Annotated in this window: 17 protein-coding genes; 4 read left to right on the top strand and 13 right to left on the bottom strand. The window is 67.3% G+C overall.

Features of this window, described 5'->3' with window-relative positions:
• Positions 1-2: 2 nt before the first annotated feature.
• The 3 genes from WDC87_RS09955 to WDC87_RS09945 form a co-directional block, all read right to left on the bottom strand.
• On the bottom strand, positions 3-1,361 hold the full coding sequence (locus tag WDC87_RS09955; protein ID WP_005419128.1) for a TolC family outer membrane protein: 1,359 nt from the start codon (positions 1,359-1,361) through the stop codon (positions 3-5).
• Positions 1,362-1,377: 16 nt separating this feature from the next.
• Positions 1,378-2,025: a protein-L-isoaspartate O-methyltransferase gene (locus WDC87_RS09950; protein ID WP_252745083.1), complete on the bottom strand. Its 648-nt coding sequence runs from the start codon at positions 2,023-2,025 to the stop codon at positions 1,378-1,380.
• A 135-nt stretch (positions 2,026-2,160) separates the two neighbouring features.
• On the bottom strand, positions 2,161-2,841 hold the full coding sequence (locus tag WDC87_RS09945) for a TetR/AcrR family transcriptional regulator (RefSeq protein ID WP_252745084.1): 681 nt from the start codon (positions 2,839-2,841) through the stop codon (positions 2,161-2,163).
• Positions 2,842-2,959: 118 nt separating this feature from the next.
• On the opposite strand from WDC87_RS09945, the gene WDC87_RS09940 reads away from it, so the two are divergent.
• Positions 2,960-4,090 (top strand): efflux RND transporter periplasmic adaptor subunit, encoded by a 1,131-nt coding sequence (locus WDC87_RS09940; RefSeq protein ID WP_072167594.1) that lies wholly within the window; start codon positions 2,960-2,962, stop codon positions 4,088-4,090.
• Between the two features lie 4 nt (positions 4,091-4,094).
• The gene (locus tag WDC87_RS09935) at positions 4,095-7,256 is read left to right on the top strand and encodes an efflux RND transporter permease subunit (protein ID WP_061479563.1); all 3,162 of its coding nucleotides are present in this window, start codon (positions 4,095-4,097) and stop codon (positions 7,254-7,256) included.
• A 199-nt stretch (positions 7,257-7,455) separates the two neighbouring features.
• Here WDC87_RS09935 and WDC87_RS09930 read toward each other — a convergent pair whose 3' ends face one another.
• Positions 7,456-8,361, bottom strand: coding sequence for a LysR family transcriptional regulator (locus WDC87_RS09930; protein WP_252745085.1), 906 nt, complete (start codon positions 8,359-8,361; stop codon positions 7,456-7,458).
• Between the two features lie 117 nt (positions 8,362-8,478).
• Between WDC87_RS09930 and WDC87_RS09925 the strand changes: the two genes are divergently transcribed.
• Positions 8,479-9,252: an SDR family oxidoreductase gene (locus tag WDC87_RS09925; RefSeq protein WP_227837578.1), complete on the top strand. Its 774-nt coding sequence runs from the start codon at positions 8,479-8,481 to the stop codon at positions 9,250-9,252.
• Between the two features lie 103 nt (positions 9,253-9,355).
• Here WDC87_RS09925 and leuB read toward each other — a convergent pair whose 3' ends face one another.
• The 9 genes from leuB to ilvC all read right to left on the bottom strand — a co-directional run bounded on the left by leuB (position 9,356) and on the right by ilvC (position 19,007).
• Entirely contained in the window at positions 9,356-10,417 is a 1,062-nt protein-coding gene (leuB, locus tag WDC87_RS09920) for a 3-isopropylmalate dehydrogenase (protein ID WP_088496830.1), read from the bottom strand.
• Positions 10,407-10,985, bottom strand: a complete 579-nt coding sequence (leuD, locus tag WDC87_RS09915) for a 3-isopropylmalate dehydratase small subunit (RefSeq protein WP_021202144.1) — start codon at positions 10,983-10,985, stop codon at positions 10,407-10,409. The genes leuB and leuD overlap by 11 nt, the downstream gene beginning before the upstream one ends.
• The gene (gene leuC, locus WDC87_RS09910) at positions 10,985-12,403 is read right to left on the bottom strand and encodes a 3-isopropylmalate dehydratase large subunit (protein ID WP_252745086.1); all 1,419 of its coding nucleotides are present in this window, start codon (positions 12,401-12,403) and stop codon (positions 10,985-10,987) included. The genes leuD and leuC overlap by 1 nt, the downstream gene beginning before the upstream one ends.
• Positions 12,404-12,463: 60 nt before the next feature.
• Positions 12,464-13,237 (bottom strand): class I SAM-dependent methyltransferase, encoded by a 774-nt coding sequence (locus tag WDC87_RS09905; protein ID WP_252745087.1) that lies wholly within the window; start codon positions 13,235-13,237, stop codon positions 12,464-12,466.
• Positions 13,238-13,247: 10 nt separating this feature from the next.
• Complete coding sequence (locus tag WDC87_RS09900; RefSeq protein ID WP_188240625.1) at positions 13,248-14,837, bottom strand: 2-isopropylmalate synthase; 1,590 nt, start codon at positions 14,835-14,837, stop codon at positions 13,248-13,250.
• Positions 14,834-15,925 (bottom strand): threonine dehydratase, encoded by a 1,092-nt coding sequence (locus tag WDC87_RS09895; protein WP_072167586.1) that lies wholly within the window; start codon positions 15,923-15,925, stop codon positions 14,834-14,836. Before WDC87_RS09895 ends, WDC87_RS09900 begins: the two co-directional genes overlap by 4 nt.
• Before the next feature lie 96 nt (positions 15,926-16,021).
• The gene (locus tag WDC87_RS09890) at positions 16,022-16,273 is read right to left on the bottom strand and encodes an ACT domain-containing protein (RefSeq protein ID WP_005419108.1); all 252 of its coding nucleotides are present in this window, start codon (positions 16,271-16,273) and stop codon (positions 16,022-16,024) included.
• Positions 16,257-17,993: an acetolactate synthase 2 catalytic subunit gene (gene ilvG, locus WDC87_RS09885; protein ID WP_069139240.1), complete on the bottom strand. Its 1,737-nt coding sequence runs from the start codon at positions 17,991-17,993 to the stop codon at positions 16,257-16,259. The genes WDC87_RS09890 and ilvG overlap by 17 nt, the downstream gene beginning before the upstream one ends.
• Before the next feature lie 39 nt (positions 17,994-18,032).
• Entirely contained in the window at positions 18,033-19,007 is a 975-nt protein-coding gene (gene ilvC, locus WDC87_RS09880) for a ketol-acid reductoisomerase (protein ID WP_252744848.1), read from the bottom strand.
• Positions 19,008-19,678: 671 nt separating this feature from the next.
• On the opposite strand from ilvC, the gene ggt reads away from it, so the two are divergent.
• On the top strand, positions 19,679-21,397 hold the full coding sequence (gene ggt / locus WDC87_RS09875) for a gamma-glutamyltransferase (RefSeq protein ID WP_252744849.1): 1,719 nt from the start codon (positions 19,679-19,681) through the stop codon (positions 21,395-21,397).
• Positions 21,398-21,680: the final 283 nt, after the last annotated feature.

Genomic DNA, 21,680 nt, shown 5'->3' with positions numbered 1-21,680 from the left:
ACTCAGTGCGTGGTCGTGGCCGGGTTGCCCGCGTCCTGGGTCAGCAGTCGATTGACGTCCTGCAGTTCGGCCACGTCCAGCGCACCCAGCGACTGGCTCAGCAGCAGGCGGTTCTGCAGGAAGGTGTAACGGGCCTGGGCATAGTCCAGCTGCGCCGAGAACAGGATGCGCTGGTTCTGGATCACATCCAGCACGGTACGGGTACCGACTTCCAGGCCGACCTGCGAAGCGTCGTACGCGCTCTGCGCCGAGACCACCGCCAGGCGGCGGGCTTCCACTTCGCTGATGCCCTGCACCAGGGTCTGGTAGGCATTGCGGGTATTGCGATCCAGGGCACGCTTCTGCTGCTCGTAGCCGTCCTGGGCGATGTCACGCTGCGCCAGCGCCTGGCGCACGCCGGACTGGGTGGCACCACCGGAGAAGATCGGCACGCTCAGGGTCAGGCCGATGCTGTTGGTGCGCGCATCCGGCGACAGCGAACCGGCACCGGTGCTGTCGCCCCAGGTGGCGCTCTTGCCCCAGCTGCCGCCCAGCGACAAGGTCGGGTAATGACCACCACGGGCAGCCTGCACGCCGGCTTCGGCGGCACTGACCTTCAGCTCCTGCGCCTTCAGCGCCGGATTCTGGGTGGTGGCCTGCTGCACCAGCTCGTCGATGTTGCCGCGGTTGGCCGGCACTTCCGGGCGGAAGTCCGCCGGCAGGCCACGCAGGTTGGTCACCGGCTGGCCGGTCAGTTCGGTCAGGGCCTGGTAGTTATCGGCCAGGGTGTTCTGCGCGATGATGGTGTTGGCGCGCGCCTGGTCGTACTGGGCGCGTGCTTCGTGCACGTCGGTGATCGGCGCCAGGCCCACTTCCAGGCGCTTGTCGGCGAAGTCGAACTGCTTCTTCGCGGCCGCTTCATTGGTCTGTGCGGCGTTCAGCGATTCGATCGCCACCAGCACATTGAAGTAGGCCGCCGAGGTGCGCACGATCAGGTTGTCGTTGGCCGATTCGAGGGTGAAGTCCGCCGCCTTGCTCAGCTCACGCTGCGAGCGCAGGTTGTTGATCTGGGTCCAGTTGAACAGCGTCTGGCTGCCGTCGATCGTGTAGGTGCGGCGCTTGTTGGTGAACGAGCCGGAGTTGGCGTCGGCGTTCGGCTCGCTGCGCGTGCGGTTCAGCGCGGCCTGGCCGTTGATCTGCGGCAGCAGGGCGGCACGCGCCTGCACGGCGCCTTCCTTGTCGTACAGCCGGGTCGATTCGGCGGCCGACAGCTGCGGATCGCCGTTGCGGGCCATTTCGTAGACCTGCAGCAGGTCGGCGGCATGGGCAGACAACGGCAGCAGGGCAGTGGCCAGCGCAACAGCGAGGGATCGGCGGATCATTGCGGCTTCCTTGGACTCAGAGGTGGAACTGGGGGGCCGGGGCGGCACCACGCAGGTAATCGATATCGGTCTCGAACAGGGACTCGGAGCTGCCGTCGGCCTTGACCAGCAGGGCCTCCATCGCCGGCGAGCGGCCGTGGATCACGAACAGGCGGCCACCCGGAAGCAGCCACGAGGCGAACTGTGACGGCACCACGTCGACCGCACCAGTGACACAGATCACGTCAAAGCGGCGTTCGGTCTGCCAGGACAGGGCATCGGCCACTTCCACGCGGACGTTGCTGCCCAGGCCGGAGGCGTCCAGGCGGGCACGCGCAGCGGCGGCCAGCTCCGGGTCGATTTCCAGGCTCAGCACATCGCGCGCCAGCGCGCCGATGCAGGCCGACAGGAAGCCGCTGCCCGTGCCGATTTCCAGTACTTCGTCACCCGGCTGCAGGTCCAGTGCCTGCAGGGTACGGCCCTCGATGACCGGCTTCATCATCTTCTGGCCGTGGCCGATCGGCAGTTCGACATCGGCGTAGGCCAGTGCCCGGTGCGCGTCGGCGACAAAGGCCTCGCGCGGCAGGCGGGCCAGGACGTCGAGCACCTTGATGTCCAGCACGTCCCAGGGACGGATCTGCTGTTCCACCATCAGTTCGCGGGCGTGGGCGTAATCAATCGTCATGAGGTTCAAATCCAGCGCAGTGGGTCGGCCATTTTACCGGTGCCGGAGGCCGGCGGCGCGCCCAAAGCATCAGCTGCCGGGGGCCGGGGTCGCAGTGCCGGAAGTCATCGCGACCTCCGGTTCGTTCAGTTTTGGTTATTCAGCCGTTCCGGCCCCTCGCGGCGCGTAGGCGCGCAGGAAGAAGTCGATGCTGGCGGTCACGTGGGTAACAGGGTCGCATTCCACGGGCGACAGTGGCATGCCGCACATCATATGCATGTGCACTTCGCCCTTGACCAGGGTCAGGAACTGCTCGCCGGCCAGAGCACAGTCGGTGATCTCCAGTTCGCCGCGTTCGGCGCGGGCGCGCAGGAAATCGGCCAGCGCCTCGCAGGTACGCTCGGGGCCGGCTTTCCAGAACAGCGCGCGCAGGCGTTCGTCGGTCTCCGGCGCCATCATCATGCGCTGGATCGAGATCGCCGCGTCGGAGGTGATCAGCTCGAAGAAGGCCAGGCCGATACCGATCAGCTGGTCGCGCAGCGGGCCGTCCGCGTCGGCTACGAACAACGCGTCGGGCAGCATTTCAACGCACTTTGACTGCACCGCCTCGGAGAACAGCGTCTCCTTGTCGCCAAAGTGGCTGTACACAGTCAGCTTCGAGACGCCGGCCTGAGCGGCGATGGTGTCCATGCTCACGCCGGTATACCCCTGTTCGATGAACAGTGCCTTGGCTGCTTCAAGGATCGCCGCGCGCTTGCCGAGGTCCTTGGGGCGCCCGGGTCCGGCGGCCTTGGCAGCGGGCTTGGCCGACGGCTTGCGGGAAGTGGGAGAACTCATCGCAACAATACTAGACCAAGCGGTTCGATATTTATACTATACCGGCCGGTTTATTAAATTGGGCCGGCCGTCGCGGCTCCCTCCTTAGTTGCAACCCTGCGTTTCAGGACGTTGACCGATGAAGATCGTGCGCTGGATGGGCGGTATGGTGTGGATGGCTGCGCTGGCAGCCTGTTCGGGGCAGGAACAGGCGCCACCGGCGGCCGTACCGGTGCTGGTGGTTCACCCCGGCGAGCAGGCCGGGCAGGCGCCGGCGGCGTTCCCGGGCACGGTGCGTGCCCGGCAGGAAAGCCCGCTGTCGTTCCGCGTTGGCGGCAATCTGGTCAAGCGCCACGTCGATGCCGGGCAGCGGGTCAAGAAGGGCGACGTGCTGGCCGAGCTGGACGTGGCTGACTTCGCGCTGCAGGCCCGCGCCTCGCAGGCGCAGCTGGCGGCAGCCGAAGCCGATCTGGTGCGCGCCCGCGATGACCTCAAGCGTTACCAGGTGCTGGCCGACCAGCAGCTGGTCAGCCGCTCGCAGCTGGACCAGCAGTCCGCCGCGTTCAAGGCCGCGCAGGGCCAGGCCAACGCCGCCCGCGCCAACCTCGATGTGTTGCGCAACCAGGCCGGCTACGCACAGCTGCGCGCGCCAGCCGACGGTGTGATCGCCAGCCGCGAGGCCGAAGCCGGGCAGGTGGTGTCGGCCGGCCAGACCATCTTCAACCTGGCCGCCGACGGTGGCCGTGAAGTGCTGATCGACCTGCCCGAGGCCACCATCCGCGACTATGCGGTGGGCCAGCCGGTCGAGGTGGAGCTGTGGAACCGCCCTGGCCAGCGCCTGTCGGGCACGATCCGCGAGATCGCCGCCGCCGCCGATCCGCAGGCACGCACCTATGCGACCCGGGTCAGCCTGCCGGCCGATGCGCTGGCCGACGTCGAACTGGGCCAGAGCGCCCGCGTCTACAGCAGCGCCGGCCGCCACGGCACCCTGCAGCTGCCGCTGGGCGCGCTGCAGCGCGGTGCCAACGGTGCCGCCAGCGTATGGGTGGTCGATCCGGCCAACAGCACGCTGAGGGCCGCAACAGTTACCACCGGTGCGTTTGGCAGCGAGACGGTACCGGTGCTGTCCGGCGTGAACGCGGGTGACTGGGTAGTTGCTGCGGGTGGCCATCTGCTGCGGGCCGGCCAGCCGGTGATCGCCGTGGACCGGCAGAACCGTCCCGTGCTGAAGCCGGCTACGCCGGCCGCTGCCGCCAAGGCCAGGGAGTAAGCCGGTGCGCCGCTTCAATCTTTCCGAGTGGGCGTTGTCCAACCGCCCGCTGGTGCTGTTTGCGATGCTGGCCTTCGCGCTGATCGGCGCATGGTCGTACAAGCATCTGGGCCAGTCCGAGGACCCGCCGTTCACCTTCAAGGCGATGGTGGTGCGCACATTGTGGCCCGGGGCCACTGCCGAGCAGGTCTCGCGGCAGGTGACCGAGCCGCTCGAGAAGGCGCTGATGAATACCGGCGAGTACGAGTTCATCCGCTCGTACTCGCGTCCGGGCGAATCGCAGATCATCTTCATGGCGCGCGACAGCCTGCGCTCCAGGCAGATCCCGGACCTGTGGTACCAGGTGCGCAAGCGCGTGGGCGACATCCGCCCGACGCTGCCACGCGAGATCGTCGGTCCGTTCTTCAACGATGAGTTCGGCGACACCTACGGCAACATCTATGCGTTGACCGGCAAGGGCTTCGACTATGCGGTGATGCGCGACTACGCCGACCGCATCCAGCTGGAACTGCAGCGGGTGCCCGACGTCGGCAAGATCGACCTGGTCGGCCTGCAGGACGAGAAGGTTTGGATCGAACTGTCCAACACCCGGCTGGCCACGCTGGGCGTGTCGATGCAGCAGGTGCAGCAGGCGCTGGCCGACCAGAATGCAGTGACCGGCACCAGCTTCTTCGAGACCGCCACCGATCGGGTGCAGCTGCGGGTGACCGGCCAGTTCAACGACATCGAAGCGATCCGTCAGTTCCCGATCCGCGCCGGTGACCGCACCGTGCACCTGGGCGACATCGCCGAGGTCAAGCGCGGCTTCGCCGATCCGGCGTCGCCGAAGATGCGCTTCATGGGCGAAGAGGCGATCGGCCTGGCGGTGGCGATGAAGGATGGCGGTGACATCCTCAAGCTCGGCGCCAACCTCGATGCCGAGTTCGAACGCCTGCAGAAGACCCTGCCGGCCGGCATGCAGCTGCGCAAGGTGTCCGACCAGCCGCAATCGGTGGAAGAGTCGGTCGGCGAGTTCGTGCAGGTGCTGACCGAGGCGGTGGTGATCGTGCTGCTGGTCAGCTTCTTCTCGCTGGGCCTGCGCACCGGCCTGGTGGTGGGCGTGACCATCCCGCTGGTGCTGGCGATGACCTTCTTCGTCATGCACTACTTCGACATCGGCCTGCACAAGATCTCGCTGGGTGCATTGGTGCTGGCGCTGGGCCTGCTGGTGGATGATGCGATCATCGCGGTGGAGATGATGGCCACCAAGATGGAGCAGGGCTACGACCGCCTGCGCGCCGCCAGTTTCGCCTGGGAGTCGACCGCTTTCCCGATGCTGACCGGCACCCTGATCACCGCGGCCGGCTTCCTGCCCATTGCCACTGCGGCATCGAGTACCGGTGAATACACCCGCTCGCTGTTCCAGGTGGTGACCATCGCGCTGGTGGTGTCGTGGATCGCAGCGGTACTGTTCATCCCTTACCTGGGCGACAAGATGCTGCCGGACCTGTTCAATCCGCAGCCGCCGAAGCCGGGCAGCCTGTCCGCGCGCTGGCACGCCAAGCGCCAGCAGTGGGCCGACCGCTATCCGGCGCTGGCCAATCTGATCGCGCCGCCGCAGCACGGGCACGACCACGATCCGTACCAGCGCCCGTTCTATCGTAGTTTCCGTCGCTTCCTCGATACCTGCCTGCGGCATCGCTGGTGGGTGATCGCGGCGACCATCGGCCTGTTCGTGTTCTCGCTGATGATGTTCCGCTTCGTGCCGCAGCAGTTCTTCCCGGACTCGACCCGGCCGGAACTGATGGTGGACATCGAGCTGGCCGAGGGCGCCTCGCTGCGCTCGACCCAGGCCCAGGCCGAGAAGCTGGAGAAGCTGCTGTCCAGCCGCGAGGGCATTGCCAACTACGTGTCCTATGTGGGCACCGGTTCGCCGCGCTTCTACCTGCCGCTGGACCAGCAGCTGCCGGCGACCAACTTCGCCCAGTTCGTGGTGCTGGCCAAGGACATCAGGTCACGCGAAAGCACCCGCGACTGGCTGCTGCACGAGGTGATCCCGAAGTTTCCGGACGTGCAGATGCGCGTGACCCGCCTGGAGAACGGCCCGCCGGTCGGCTATCCGGTGCAGATGCGCATCTCCGGCGAGCACATCGAGAAGGTGCAGGCGATCGCGCGCCAGGTCGAGGCCAAGGTGCGGGAGAACCCGCACGTGATGAACGTCAACCTGGACTGGAGCGAGCCGAGCAAGGTGGTGCGCCTGGTGGTCGACCAGGAGCGCGCCCGCGCGCTGGGCGTGAGCAGCGCCCAGGTCAGCCAGTTCCTGTCCAGTTCGTTGGCCGGGCAATCGGTCAGCGTGTATCGCGAGGGCAATCGCCAGATCGAGATGCTGCTGCGCGGGCCGGCCGATGAGCGCAACCAGCTGGAGCTGCTGTCCAGCCTGTCGATGCCCACCGCCAACGGTGGCAGCATCACGCTGTCGCAGGTGGCGACGATGGAGTACGGCTTCGAGGACGGCATCATCTGGCACCGTAACCGGTTGCCGACGGTGACTGTGCGCGCCGACATCAGTGATGGCATGCAGGCGCTGGACGTGGTGCATCAGATCCTGCCCACACTGGACGGCATCCGTGCCGAGCTGCCCAGTGGTTACCTGCTGGAAACCGGCGGTACCGTGGAGGATTCGGCGCGTGGCCAGAACTCGATCAAGGCGGGCATGCCGCTGTTCCTGGTGGTGGTGGCCACGCTGCTGATGCTGCAGCTGCGCAGCTTCTCGCGCGCAGCGATGGTGCTGGTGACCGCGCCGCTGGGCATCATCGGCGCGACCCTGTTCCTGCTGCTGTTCCGGGCGCCGTTCGGCTTCGTCGCGCTGCTGGGCACGATCGCACTGGCCGGCATGATCATGCGCAACTCGGTGATCCTGATCGACCAGATCCAGCAGGACATCGATGCCGGGCATGACCGTTGGCATTCGATCATCGACGCCACGGTGCGCCGCTTCCGCCCGATCGTGCTGACCGCACTGGCAGCCGTGTTGGCGATGATTCCGCTGTCGCGCAGCGCGTTCTACGGATCGATGGCGATCTCGATCATGGGCGGCCTGATCGTCGGTACGGTGCTGACCCTGGTGTTCCTGCCGGCCTTGTACGCGGCGTGGTTCCGGGTGAAGCCCGATGAATCCGGGGCGTGATGCCCCGGGTTCTGCGGCCGCGGCCCCTGGTAGGTGCCAACCCTGGCTGGCACATCTTCCAGTAGAGCCACCCCATGGGTGGCTGCGGATTTCCAGGCTCCGTCATCCACGCATGGCGTGGATCTACCGCGATTCGCCATCGCTCGGTAGGTGCCAACCTTGGTTGGCACGGATGCATGCATCCACGCATGGCGTGGATCTACCGCAGCTGCAGACCGATCCGTAGCACCGGCAGCAACCATTCGATGAACACCTGCACGCGCAGCGCACGGTGCTGCCGATGCGGCTGCAGCAGGGTGACCGGCAATGGCTGTGCGACGTGCTGTGGCACCACTTCCACCAGCGCGCCGGATTGCAGCTCGGCCTGTACGTCGTAGCGCGGAATCTGCAAAAGACCCAACCCCGCCACACAGCACGCAATCGATGCCTCGGCGCTGTTCACACGCACCCAGCCAGGCATCGGCAGCGTGCGCAGTTGGCCGCCGTCCTGCCACTCCCACGGTTCCACCCGTGCCGTGGTCGGCGACGCGTAGTTCACCGCGCGGTGCTGCGGCAGGTCGGCAGGATGCTGCGGCACGCCGTGTTCGCGCAGGTAGGCCGGCGCCGCAACGTTGACAAAATCCAGTTGGCCCAGCGTGCGCGCCACCAGGCTGGAATCGCCCAGTTGGCCGACCCGCAGCACCGCATCGCAACCGTCTTCGATCAGGTTCACCGCGCGGTCGGTCATGCCCAGGTCGACTTCCACCTGCGGATACTGCGCGAAGAACCCGGGCAGCGCCGGTGCGATGATGCGGCGGCCGATGCGGCTGGGTACGTCGATCTTCAGCAGGCCCGACGGCTGGGCGTCGACCTGGAGGAACAGCGATTCGGCGTCCTCGACCTCGGCGATCAGGCGCAGGCAGCGCGCATGGAACACGTCGCCGTCGTGGGTGGTGGACACCCGGCGGGTCGAGCGCTGCAGCAGGCGGGTGCCGAGCCGCTGCTCCAGCTCCGCAATGGCTGCCGAGACCGTGGAACGGGGCAGGCCCAGCTGGTCGGCGGCGCGCGTGAAGCTGGCGCACTCCACGACCCGGGTGAAGATGCGGAAGCGATCGATCCGGTCCATTGTTCGCTGGCTCTGGAAAGTTAAGTCAAAGTGGCGGGCTTTATCCGCATTTTCTGCACGATATCGTCGTCAGGGCAGGGTTACCACCCCGGGCAGCCCCCTCCCGAGACCGAAGCCATGACCGAGCATTCCCTCAAGGGCAAGACCGTGCTGATCGCCGGTGGCGCCAAGAACCTGGGTGGCCTGATCGCCCGCGACTTCGCCGCACAGGGCGCCAAAGCCATCGTCATCCACTACAACAGTGCCGCTACCCAGCCCGATGCAGAAGCGACGGTAGCCGCGGTGCAGGCCACCGGCAGCAAGGCGGTGGCCCTGCAGGGCGACCTGACCTCGGCGGCAGCGATGGAGCGCTTGTTCGCCGATGCCGTGGCCGCAGTCGGCCGTCCCGACATCGCCATCAATACGGTCGGCAAGGTATTGAAGAAACCGCTGCTGGACATCAGCGAAGTGGAGTACGACGAGATGAGCGCGGTCAATGCCAAGGCCGCGTTCTTCTTCCTGAAGGAGGCAGGTCGCCACGTCAATGACGGTGGCCGCATCTGCACCCTGGTCACCTCGCTGCTGGGTGCGTTCACGCCGTTCTATTCCAGCTACGCCGGCACCAAGGCGCCGGTCGAGCACTTCACCCGCGCGGCGTCGAAGGAGTTCGGCGAGCGCGGCATTTCGGTGACCGCGATCGGTCCCGGTCCGATGGACACGCCGTTCTTCTATCCGGCCGAGAGCGCCGATGCGCAGGCGTATCACAAGACTGCGGCGGCGTTGTCGGCGTTCACCCGCACCGGGCTGACCGACATCGCCGATATCGTGCCGTGGATCCGCTTCCTGGTGACGGATGGCTGGTGGATGACCGGGCAGACGATCCTGGTCAATGGTGGGTACACCACCAAGTAACGCAGCCACGCATGGCGTGGGTCTACCAGTAGAGCCACCCCATGGGGGGGCTGCGCACGATATCCGACGGGAAGCGCGCCACGCATGGCGTGGCGCTACCGGATCAGCCCAGCTTCGCCAGCACCGCGTCGGTCGCTGCCGCGGTGCTCACCGCCTTGCCCTTCGCAGCCAGATCAGCAGTGAACACGCCGTCATCCAGCACCGCATGCACGGCGGCTTCCACGGCTGCCGCTTCGGCCTCCAGCCCCAGCGAATGGCGCAGCAGCATCGCGGCGCTGAAGATTGTCGCGTACGGATTGGCAATGCCCTTGCCGGCGATGTCCGGGGCCGAACCGTGGATGGGCTCGTAAATGCCCACCGCACCCGGCTCGCCCAGCGAGGCCGACGGCAGCAGGCCCAGCGAACCGGCCAGCATCGAGGCCTCATCGGTGAGGATGTCGCCGAACATGTTCTCGGTGACGATCACGTCGTACTCGCGTGGCTTGGCCAGCAGGTGCATGGCCATCGAGTCGACCAACTGGTGCTCCAGCGCCACGTCCGGGAACTCCTCGCGGCCGATGCGTGCGGCCACGTCGCGCCACAGGCGCGAGGTTTCCAGCACATTGGCCTTGTCCACCGAAGTGACCTTGCCGCGACGCTGCTGGGCCAGGCGGAAGGCGCTGCGCAGCACGCGCTCGATTTCGGCCACGGTGTAGCGGCACAGGTCGCTGGCGCTGTCGGCGTCGCGGGTCTTGTCGCCGAAGTAGATGCCGCCGGTCAGTTCACGCACCACCACGAAGTCCACGCCCTGCAGCAGCTCGGCCTTGATCGGCGAGGCGTGCAGCGCGGCCTCGTGGGTACGCACCGGGCGCAGGTTCGCATACAGGCCCAGCGCCTTGCGGATCGCCAGCAGGCCCTGTTCCGGGCGCACCTTGGCGTTCGGGTCGGACCACTTCGGGCCGCCGACCGCGCCCAGCAGCACCGCATTGGCGGCCTGGCAGGCGGCGAGGGTCGACGCCGGCAGCGGTTCACCGTGGCGGTCGATGGCAATGCCACCGATGTCGTGCTCGCTGAAGGTGAAGGTGTGGTTGAAGCGTCCGGCGACCGCCTTCAGGACGGCAACTGCCGCGGCGGCCACTTCCGGGCCGATGCCATCACCGGGCAGGACAACAATTTCAGCGTGCATGCTCACTCTCGTAACGTTCGATTTCAGGGACACGGCCCAGCAGATACCCCAACTGGTCGACGCCTTCCAGCAGGCAGGTCTGCGAGAAGCCATCCAGCGGGAAGGAATAGACGCGGCCATCGGGGGTGCGCAGTTCGCGCGCAGCCACGTCGATGGTCAGCGCATCGTCCGGGCGCTGCATCAGCGCCTGCACGTCGGCCTCGTCCAGCACGATCGGCAGCAGGCCGTTCTTCAGCGCGTTGCCGCGGAAGATGTCCGCGATCTCGCTGCTGACGATGGCGCGCAGGCCCAGGTCGGTCAGCGCCCATGGCGCGTGTTCGCGCGAGGAGCCGCAGCCGAAGTTGCGGCCCGCCAGCAGGATGCTGCGGCCGGCGTTGTGCGGTTGGTTGAAGGCGAAGTCGGCCACCGGCGAACCATCAGCTTGCCAGCGCCAGTCGTTGAACGCGTTGCGACCCAGCCCGGCACGCTCGGTGGTGGACAGGAACCGCGCCGGGATGATCTGGTCGGTGTCGATGTTGGTCTGGCGCAGCACCACGCTGGCCGAGGTCAGGGTACGGAAACCGGCCATCACGCCACCTCCTGTGCGAACAGTTCGCGGGTATCTGCGACGTGCCCGTTCACCGCCGCCCATGCGGCGCTCATCGGCGAGGCCAGCAGCGTGCGCGAACCGGGGCCTTGGCGGCCCTCGAAATTGCGGTTGCTGGTGCTCACGGCCAGCTGGCCGGGCGCGACCAGATCGCCGTTCATGGCGATGCACATCGAACAGCCCGGTTCGCGCCATTCGGCACCGGCCGCGCGCACGATCTCGTGGATACCCTCGGCCTCGGCCTCGCGCTTGACGATCTCCGAGCCCGGTACCACCAGCATGCGCACGCGATCGGCGACGCGACGGCCGCGCAGCACCTGCGCCACCTCGCGCATGTCGCTCAGGCGGCCGTTGGTGCACGAACCAACGAACACTACGTCCACCGGTGTGCCCGCCAGCGCCTTGCCGGCCTGGAAGTGCATGTAGTCCAGGCCCTTCTGCGCGGCGGCATCGTTGGCGGCGGGAATCGGCGCATCCACGGCGATCGCGGTACCCGGATGCGTACCCCAGGTCAGGGTCGGGCGGATGTCGGCGGCGTCGATGTGCACTTCGCTGTCGAAGCGCGCGCCGTCATCGCTGCGCAGCTGTTGCCAGCGCGCCACGGCAGCGTCGAAGTCGGCGCCCTTGGGGCCGCGCGGCGTTGCGGCGACGAAGTCGAAGGTGACCTGGTCGGGCGCGACCATGCCGGCGCGTGCACCTGCTTCGATCGACATGTTGCACAGGGTCATGCGCTGTTCCATGTCCATCGCTTCGATGGTGCTGCCACGGAACTCGATCACGTGGCCGGTGCCGCCGTTGACGCCGATCACGCCGATGATGTGCAGGACCACATCCTTGGCGCCGACGCCGGGTGCCAGCGCACCGTCAACGGTGATCGCGAAGGTCTTGGCCTTGCGCTGCAGCAGGCACTGCGTGGCCAGCACGTGGCCGACCTCGCTGGTGCCGATGCCGAAGGCCAGCGAGCCGAATGCACCGTGGGTGGAGGTGTGACTGTCACCGCAGACGATGGTCATGCCCGGCTGGGTGAAGCCCTGTTCCGGCGCAATGACGTGGACGATGCCGCGGTTGTCCGAGGCCATGTCGAACAGTTCGATACCGTGCTCGGCGCAATTTCGCGCCAGGGTGGCGACCTGTGCCTCGGAAGCGGCGCTGGCGTAGGGCAGCGTGCCGTCGGCCGCAGCCGGCAAGGTCGGCGTGGAGTGGTCCATCGTCGCCTTGGTGCGGTCCGGGCGGCGCGGCGCCAGGCCGCGCTCGCGCAGTTCGGTGAATGCCTGTGGCGAGGTCACCTCGTGGATCAGGTGCAGGTCGATGTACAGCACGGCGGGCGCGCTCTCGGATTCGGGAACCACCACGTGGGCGTCCCACAGTTTGTCGTACAGGGTGCGGGGTGCGGAAGTCATGCGTATGCCTGGCAGAAGTACGAGATAGCGAACATCAGTAAAGAAAGCGGAACGGTCAAGTCAGCGAAGGCGGGCGAGCACACGCAGGCGCACGTAGTCGGCCAGCGGCTGGCCGGCGGCATTGCGTGGCAGGTCGGCCAGCAACGCGGTGGCCGCCTCGCGCACGGTGGCGCGGGCCTCGGCGGGCAGGTCATCCAGCAGCGGCGCGGCGAATACCCGCAGCCAGCCGGCCACGCCGGTCGGCAGTGGGGTCGGGCGCGGCGTGCATTCGATCAGTTGCACCTGGAAGCCATGCTGGCGCAGGCGGTCGGCATAGGCATCGGCGCTCGGGAAGTACCACTGGAAGGTGCTGGCGCCATGGCCGTGGGCCACGCGTGCGGCCTGTACCGCCGCGACGATCGTGGCCACGTTGCCATGGCCGCCGAACTCGGCGACGAAGCGGCCACCGGGGCGCAGCGCGCGACGCACGCCTTCCAGCACGCGGTCCGGGTTGCCCATCCAATGCAATGCGGCATTGCTGAAGACCGCATCGAACTCGCTGTCGAACGACAACGCGTGGCCGTCCATCACCTGCGCGTCGACGCCACGTGCACTGGCGGCGATCACCAGTTCCGGCGACGCGTCCACGCCGTGGATGCGCGCGCCGCTCAGGGCCAGTTCGGTGCTGAGCACGCCGTCGCCACAGCCCAGGTCGAGGATGCGCTCACCGGCGCGCGGATCGAGCAGGCGCGCGACCGCGCCACCGAGCAACGGTACGAAGCCGGCATCGATCGCATAGTCCTGGGCGTTCCACTGCTGGCCAGCGGCTGCGGTAGGAGTGTCGAAGGCGCTCATCTCGGGTTCCTCAGGCGGTTGCGGGGGTGGGAACGTCGGTGCTGCTGTGGGCGGCGGCGTGGCGCTGGCGCAGCAGGCGATTGGCCACGTCCAGCCAGGCCAGCGCGGAGGCTTCGATGATGTCCTTGCTGGTGCCGGTGCCGTCGTACTCCACGCCGTCGTGGCGCACGCTCAGGTTGGCTTCACCGCGTGCATCGGCGCCGATGCCGACGCTGTGCACGTGGTAGCTGTCCAGCATCAGCTGTACGCCGGTGGCGGCCGACAGCGCGCCGAACAGCGCATCGACCGGGCCGTCGCCCTGCGCGGTCTCGGCCACGCGGTTGCCGTCGGGGTCGGACAGTTCCACCAGCGCGTTGGCGCGGCTGCCGACATCGCTGATGGTCATCGACGCCAGGCGGTAGCCCTGTGCGTTGGAGCCGCCGCCCTGCATCAGCGCCTGCAGGTCGGCATCGGTCACCACGCGCTGCTGTTCGCACAGGCCCTTGAACTGCTCGAACACCAGCTTCAGTTCGTCTTCGTCCAGCCAGAAGCCCAGCGCGCGCAGCCTCGCTTCGACGGCGGCGCGGCCACTGTGGCGGCCCAGCACCATCTGCGAATCCTCCCAGCCCACGTCCTCCGGGCGCATGATTTCGTAGGTGCCGCGATGGCGCAGCATGCCGTGCTGGTGGATGCCCGATTCGTGGGCGAAGGCGTTGGCGCCGACGATGGCCTTGTTGCGCTGCACCGGCATGCCGACCAGGCGCTGCAGCAGCTGCGAGGTGCCGACGATGCGCGGAGTGTTGATCGAACTGTCCTGCTCGTAGAAGGCCTGGCGTACCTTCAGCACCATCGCGATCTCTTCCAGCGAACAGTTGCCGGCACGCTCGCCGATGCCGTTGATGGTGCACTCGACCTGGCGCGCGCCGCCTTCGATGGCGGCCAGCGAGTTGGCCACGGCCAGGCCCAGGTCGTTGTGGCAATGCGCGCTGAAGATCACGTTGGCGGCATTCGGCACATCGGCGACGCCGGCGATGACCTGCTGGAACATCGCGCGGATCTCTTCCGGCGTGGTGAAGCCGACGGTGTCGGGCAGGTTGATGGTGGTGGCGCCGGCGGCAATGGCCACGCGCGAGACTTCGATCAGGTAGTCCAGCTCGGTGCGGGTGGCATCCTCGGCCGAGAATTCGACATCGTCGATGTACGAGCGTGCCAGCGATACATGCTTGCGTACCGATTCCAGCACCTGCTCGCGGGTCATCCGCAGCTTGTGTTCGCGGTGCAGCGGGCTGGTGGACAGGAACACGTGCAGGCGCGGGTTGGCCGCAGCTTCCAGGGCACGCGCCGAGGTTTCGATATCGGCCTGCAGGCAGCGCGACAGCACGGCCAGGCTCAGGCTCGGGCGGCGCAGCTCACGGCCGATCAGGGCCATCGCCTCGCGGTCGGACTGCGAGCTGGCCGGGAAGCCGGTCTCGATGATGTCCACGCCCAGTTCGTCCAGCGCACGCGCCATCACCAGCTTCTGCGGCGGGCTCATGCTGCAGCCGGGGGACTGCTCGCCGTCACGCAGGGTGGTGTCGAAGATGCGGATGCGCGGGGTGGTAATTCGTTCGATGGTGGTCACAGGGAAATCTCCTCGACAGCGGGTGCGGCGGCTTGCAGGGGGGAAGGGGAAGAGGTGGGGGACGCGAGGGCGCTGGCCTTGCCGGGCGAGCGTGGGGTTTCACTACGCCGTCGCCGTGGTTTGCGCGGCGGGCGCGGCCGGATGTCGGTGAGCAGGCCGGCCAGGACACCCGCATCGATATTCCCGCCGGACACCACCGCGCACTTGCGGCGGCCAGCGACACGGCGGCCTGCTGCCAGCGCCAGCGCACCGGCGCCCTCGGCGATGATGTGTTCTTCCAGTGCCAGCCGGACCAGAGTTTCACGCAGTTCGGCTTCGCGCACGATCACCACGTCGTCCAGCAGCGAGGTGCACAGGCGTCGGGTCAGGAAACCGGGAATCTTCACCCGCACGCCGTCGGCCAGCGAGGCGACGGGGGCGATCTCGCGCGCGTCGCCGCGGATGGCGCGCGCCATTGAGTCGACGCCTTCCACCTGGGCGCCGATCACGCGCACGCCCTGTGATTTCAGCGCCAGTGCAACGCCGGAGGCCAGCCCGCCACCACCAATCGGCACGATCACCACGTCCGGTGCGTGCGCGGCCAGCTCGATGCCGACCGTACCCTGACCGGCAATCACATCGGCGTCGTCGAACGCGGACAGGAAGCGGTAGCCATGGCGCTGTGCCAGTTCGACGGCGAAGGCGTAGGCCTCGTCATAGCTGGTGCCATGCTGGCGCACGGTGGCGCCCCAGTGAGCGACGCCGGCGATCTTGGTGGCCGGTGCGCCATGCGGCATCACGGTGATGGCCGGGACGTCCAGGCGGTAGGCCGCCCACGCCACGCCCTGGGCATGGTTGCCGGCCGAGGCGCAGATCACCGGCCGGGTATCGCCGCGCTCGCGGCCGGCCAGCAGCGCGTTCAACGCGCCGCGCACCTTGTAGGACCCGGTGCGCTGCAGGTTCTCCAGCTTCAGCCAGGTGCCGAAGCGCTCGGCATGGTGCAGCGGGGTAGGCGGCAGGAAGCGGCGCAGCCGGGCCTGCGCCGCCAGTACGTCGGCGACGCTTACGTCGCCGACATCGCTTTCCTGGCTGGCATCAGCGGCCGGCATGGGCCACCAGCGGGGTGCAGGCGACCGCCGCATGCGGGCCCGGGCGGCGAAGAAGACGCCTCCGTACCGGCACCGTGGTCACTACGGTACGGGTGTTCATACGGATGCTCCTTCCACGGCGGTGACCTGCACGGACACGCAGTCGTAGATCTTCTCGATCTGCCGGCACAGCGTTTCCGCCGGGCGCTGGCCATCCACCACCAGCTGCAGGTGCCAGCGGCCATCGTCGGCGGCCACCGGCGCACCGCTGATCGCACGCGGCGCGAAGCCACGGCGCTCGGCCATGCCGATCACGCGCAACAGCGCGCCTTCGGCCGGGTGCAGCACCAGGTCAAGCCGGTAGTGCATTGGGGATCTCCTGGCGGGCATGGGCGGGGTTGCTTTCCAGCATCGTGCTGTTGGCGGTGTTCGGTGGCACCAGCGGCCATACGTTGGCGCGTGCATCGATGGCCACGTGCAGCAGTGCCGGGCCGGGTTCGGCCAGCAGCGCGGCCAGGCCACCCTCGACGTCATCCCGCGCGTCGATGCGGGTGGCGGAAATGCCGAACACCTGCGCCAGCGCCACGAAGTCCGGGTTGTCGGACAGGTCGATCTCGCTGTAGCGCTCGGCGAAGAACAGCTCCTGCCACTGCCGCACCATGCCCAGCGAACTGTTGTCCAGCAGCACGATCTTCACCGGCAGGCGGCAGCGGGCAATGGTGGCGAGCTCCTGCACGTTCATCATGAAGCTGCCGTCGCCGGACACCAGCACCACGGTGCGATCGGGGCAGGCGAACTGCGCACCCATCGCGGCCGGCAGGCCAAAGCCCATGGTGCCCAGCGCGCCACTGGTCAGGTGATTGCGCGGGTGGTTGAAGCGGCAGTGCTGGGCCACCCACATCTGGTGCTGGCCAACGTCGCAGGCGATCACCGCATCGGCCGGGGCCAGCTCGCTCAGGCGCTTCAGCAGGGCCGGCGCGTAGATGTGCTGGCCCGGTGCGTCGTAGCGCGCGGCGAAGCGATCGCGATGCTGCGCACAGCGCTTGCGCCACGCCTCCTGGTGGGCCTTGGGGGAGGGGAAGGCCGCACGCAGGGCGCGGATGGCATGGCCGACATTGCCGGGCACGGCGACATCGGCACTGCGCAGCTTGGAGATCTCGTACGCATCGGCATCGATGTGGACGACACGGGCGAACGGTGCGAACTCCGCCAGCTTGCCGGTGGCACGGTCGTCGAAGCGTGCGCCCAGCACCAGCAGCAGGTCGCTTTCCTGCACCGCCATATTGGCCGCGCGGGTGCCGTGCATGCCCAGCATGCCCAGCGACTGCGGATGGCTGGCCGGCAGTGCACCCAGGCCGCGCAGCGTCATCACGGTGGGGATGGCACTGGCCTCGACGAAGTCGCGCAGGTCCTGTACGGCGTCGCCCAGGGCGATGCCACCGCCGGCGTAGACCACCGGCTTCTCGGCCGCGGCCAGCGCGGCAATGGCCTCGGCAATGGCGGCCTCGGCTGGCGCCGGCGGTGGTTCGACGCTGCTGGGCGCATGCGCCGGCAGATGGCTGGCGTCGGCCAGCTGCACGTCCTTGGGCAGGTCGATCAGCACCGGGCCGGGGCGACCTTCGCGGGCGATCCGGAACGCATCGGCCACCACGCGCGGCAGGTCATCGACGCTGCGAACCAGCCAGCTGTGCTTGACGATCGGCATCGTCAGGCCGAACACATCCAGTTCCTGGAAGGCGTCGGTGCCCAGCAGCGGCGTGCCGACCTGGCCGGTGATGCAGACCATCGGTACCGAATCCAGCATCGCATCGGCGATGCCGGTGACCAGGTTCGACGCGCCCGGGCCGGAGGTGGCCACGCAGACGCCCACCTGGTTGCTGGCGCGGGCGAAACCGTTGGCGGCCAGCGCCGCGCCCTGCTCATGGCGTACCAGGATGTGCTTCAGCGACGAATCCACCAGCGCGTCGTAGAACGGCATGATGGTGCCGCCGGGATAGCCGAACAGCGTGCGGACGCCTTCGGCCTCCAGCGCCTGGGTCAGCCAGCGCGCGCCGTTGGGCGGCGCGCTGCGGTGTGTGGAAGAGTTCATGGGGAAACCTTGCAAAGCGGGTGGGGGAGGGCCGCGCGGTTACGCGGCCTGTCCTTGCAACCAGACCATCTTGGCGCGCAGTTCCTTGCCCACCTTCTCGATCGGGTGCTCCAGGTCGGCCTGCTTGAACCTGTTGTAGTTCGGCAGGCCCGCTTCGTACTCGGCCACCCAGTTCTTGGTGAAGGTGCCGTCCTGGATGTCCTTCAGCACTTCCTTCATGCGCGCCTTGGTGCTGGCGTCGATCACGCGCGGGCCGCTGACGTAGTCGCCGTACTGCGCGGTCTCGGAGATGAATTCCAGCATGCGCGAGATGCCGCCTTCATAGAACAGGTCGACGATCAGCTTCAGCTCGTGCAGTACTTCGTAGTAGGCGATCTCCGGCTGGTAGCCGGCTTCCACCAGGGTCTCGAAACCGGCCTGCACCAGCGCCGACGCACCACCACACAGCACCGCCTGCTCGCCGAACAGATCGGTCTCGGTCTCTTCCTTGAAGGTGGTCTGGATCAGGTTGGCGCGGGCACCGCCGAGGCCGGCCGCATAGGCCTGGGCATGCTGCGCGGCCTTGCCGCTGACGTCCTGGTAGACCGCCCAGATGCACGGCACGCCACGGCCGATCTCGTACTCACGGCGCACCAGCGCACCCGGGCCCTTCGGCGCGACCAGCACGACGTCCAGATCGGCGCGCGGCTCGATCATGCCGTAGTGCACGTTCAGGCCGTGGGCGAACAGCAGGCACGCCCCCTGCTTCATGTTCGGCGCCAGCACATCGTTGTAGAGCTTCTTCTGCACCATGTCCGGGGTCAGCACGGCGACCAGGTCGGCGTCCTTCACCGCATCGGCGGGCGCCACCACGGTGAATCCATCGGCCTGGGCCTTGGCTTCGGTCGGGCCGCCTGGACGCAGGCCTACCACCACGTCGAAGCCGGATTCGCGCAGGTTCAGTGCGTGGGCGCGGCCCTGGCTGCCGTAGCCGACGACGGCGATCTTGGTCTGGGGCAGGTCGTTGGTGCTCATGGGGGAGGTTCCTTGCGGTGGGAAAAAAAAAGAACGGCCGGTCGTCGAGGTGACGTGCCGGCCGGTCAGGGGAAAGCGGTGGAGGGGGCGCCGCGCATCGCACAGGCACAGCCACCACGAGGCATGGTGCTGCAGGTCCGGGTTGTGCGATGAGCGTTGGTCATGGTGGTTGCGTCTGAAACCAGGTTCTGAAATGAAAAAACCCGCACCGGGGCGGGTGCGGGTTTTTGAAGAGTTCCGGTGTGTCTGTTGCTTACACGCTGGCTCGTCCCGCACCTGTGGGTTGGGTAATAAGTACGAGCACAAGAATCGAACGCAGCGAGGCGGCGCCGATGGCGGCGGCTTCGATGTGGGTTCGCGGTGGCGTGTTGTGATGCAACATGCGATCGAGAGAAACACAGGCGTTTTGGCGGTGTCAACCCTCACGACAGTTTTTTTATCGGTTTCCAGTGAGTCCAGCTAGATCGCTTGCGGCACAAGGATGGTTGCCGCTGAAAGTGTTTCAGTGAACCCGAATTCACTCTTTTCAGAGCGGTTTTTGCGCGGAATCCGGCGGCTTTCTGGCTTCCTCCGCATCTAACCCAGGATCAACGTCCATGACCTCTGCCCGATACCGTAGGAAGGTCGCAGCGGCGAAGATCAGGCGATCAGCCTTCCACCGGAACCCGACCGTGTCCCGACGCCTTGCCCGCTCCCTGCTCGCCGCCGCCGTGCTGGCTGCCGTGCCTGCACTGTCCATCGCCGCCGACCGCATCACCGGCCACACCTTCGCGACCCGTTCGGAGGTGATCGCCCCGCATGCGATGGCGGCTACCTCGCAGCCGCTGGCCACCCAGATCGCGCTGGACGTGATGAAGGGCGGAGGCTCGGCAGTCGACGCGGCGATCGCGGCCAATGCCGCGCTCGGCCTGATGGAGCCGACCGGCAACGGCATCGGTGGCGACCTGTTCGCCATCGTCTGGGACCCGAAGACGCAGAAGCTCTATGGCTACAACGGTTCGGGCCGCTCGCCGAAATCGCTCACCCTGGCTGAGTTCCAGCGCCGCGGCCTGAAGGACATCCCGGCCACCGGCCCGCTGCCGGTGTCGGTGCCCGGAGCGGTCGACGGCTGGTTCGCCCTGCACGACCGTTTCGGTCGCAAGCCGATGGCCGACAACCTGGCGCCGGCCATCCGTTACGCCCGCGAAGGGCACCCGGTGGCCGAGGTGATCGCCTACTACTGGGACCGTTCGGTGCCCAAGCTGTCGCAGTACCCGGGCTTCAAGGAGCAGTTCACGATCAACGGCCACGCCCCGCGCAAGGGCGAGATGTGGAAGAACCCGAACCTGGCCAGCACCCTGCAGAAGATCGCCGACGGCGGGCGCGACGCCTTCTACAAGGGCGAGATCGCCCGCACCATCGGTGACTACTTCAAGGCCAACGGTGGCTACCTGAGCTACCAGGACATGGCCGAGCACCACGGTGAATGGGTCGAGCCGGTCAGCAGCAACTACCGTGGCTACGACGTCTGGGAGCTGCCACCCAACAGCCAGGGCATCGCTGCGCTTCAGATCCTCAACGTGCTGGAAGGCTACGATTTCTCGAAGATCCCGTTCGGCTCACCCGAGCACGTGCACCTGTTCGTCGAAGCGAAGAAGCTGGCCTTCGCCGACCGTGCGCGCTTCTACGCCGACATGGCATTCCAGCCGGCGCCGGTGCAGAAGCTGATCTCCAAGGAGTACGCCGCGCAGCGCCGGGCGCTGATCTCGATGGACAAGGCCTTGAAGGAAGTGCAGCCAGGCACACCGAAGCAGCTGGAGGAAGGCGACACGATCTACATGACCGTGGCCGACGCCGACGGCATGATGGTCTCGTTGATCCAGTCCAATTACCGCGGCATGGGCAGCGGCATGGCGCCGCCGGGGTTGGGCTTCATCCTGCAGGACCGCGGCGAGATGTTCGTGCTGCAGAAGAACCATCCCAACGGATACGCACCGGGCAAGCGCCCCTTCCAGACGATCATTCCGGGGTTCATCACCAAGGGTGGCAAGCCGTATGCCAGCTTCGGCGTGATGGGCGGTGCGATGCAACCGCAGGGCCATGCGCAGATCGTGATGAACCTGGTGGACTTCGGCATGAACCTGCAGGAAGCCGGCGACGCACCGCGCATCCAGCATGAAGGCTCGACCGAGCCGACCGGCCAGGCCACGGCGATGGCCGACGGTGGTGAAGTGAATCTGGAAACCGGCTTCCCATATGAAACAGTGCGTGCGCTGATGCGCAAGGGGCATCGCATCGTGTTCGCAGATGGGCCGTATGGCGGTTACCAGGCGATCATGCGCGACCCGGAGACGGGCGTGTATTACGGCGCGTCGGAGAGTCGCAAGGATGGGCAGGCGGCGGGGTATTGAGGTTTCCCGGCCACCGGGCTGAGCCCCCTCGCGGCTGAGCGCTGGAGCAGGTTCATGCGCTGGGGGGGGGGGGGGGGGGGGGGGGGGGGGGGGGGGGGGCGCTCCCATCGCATTTATTATAGAGCCCAAACACCCCCCGCCGAGCACCCCCCCCCCCCCCCCCCCCCCCCCCCCCAAAAAAAAAAAAAAGCCACCACACCACAAAAAAACAAAAAAAAAAAAAAAAAAAAAAAAAAAAAAAAAAAAAACGCCGGTGGGGGGGGTGGTTGGTGTTTTTTGTATA

The sequence above is a fragment of the Stenotrophomonas maltophilia group sp. Smal12 genome (genome assembly GCF_037079935.1).
GTDB lineage: Bacteria > Pseudomonadota > Gammaproteobacteria > Xanthomonadales > Xanthomonadaceae > Stenotrophomonas > Stenotrophomonas sepilia.
This window is presented reverse-complemented; position numbering and strand designations above follow the sequence as displayed.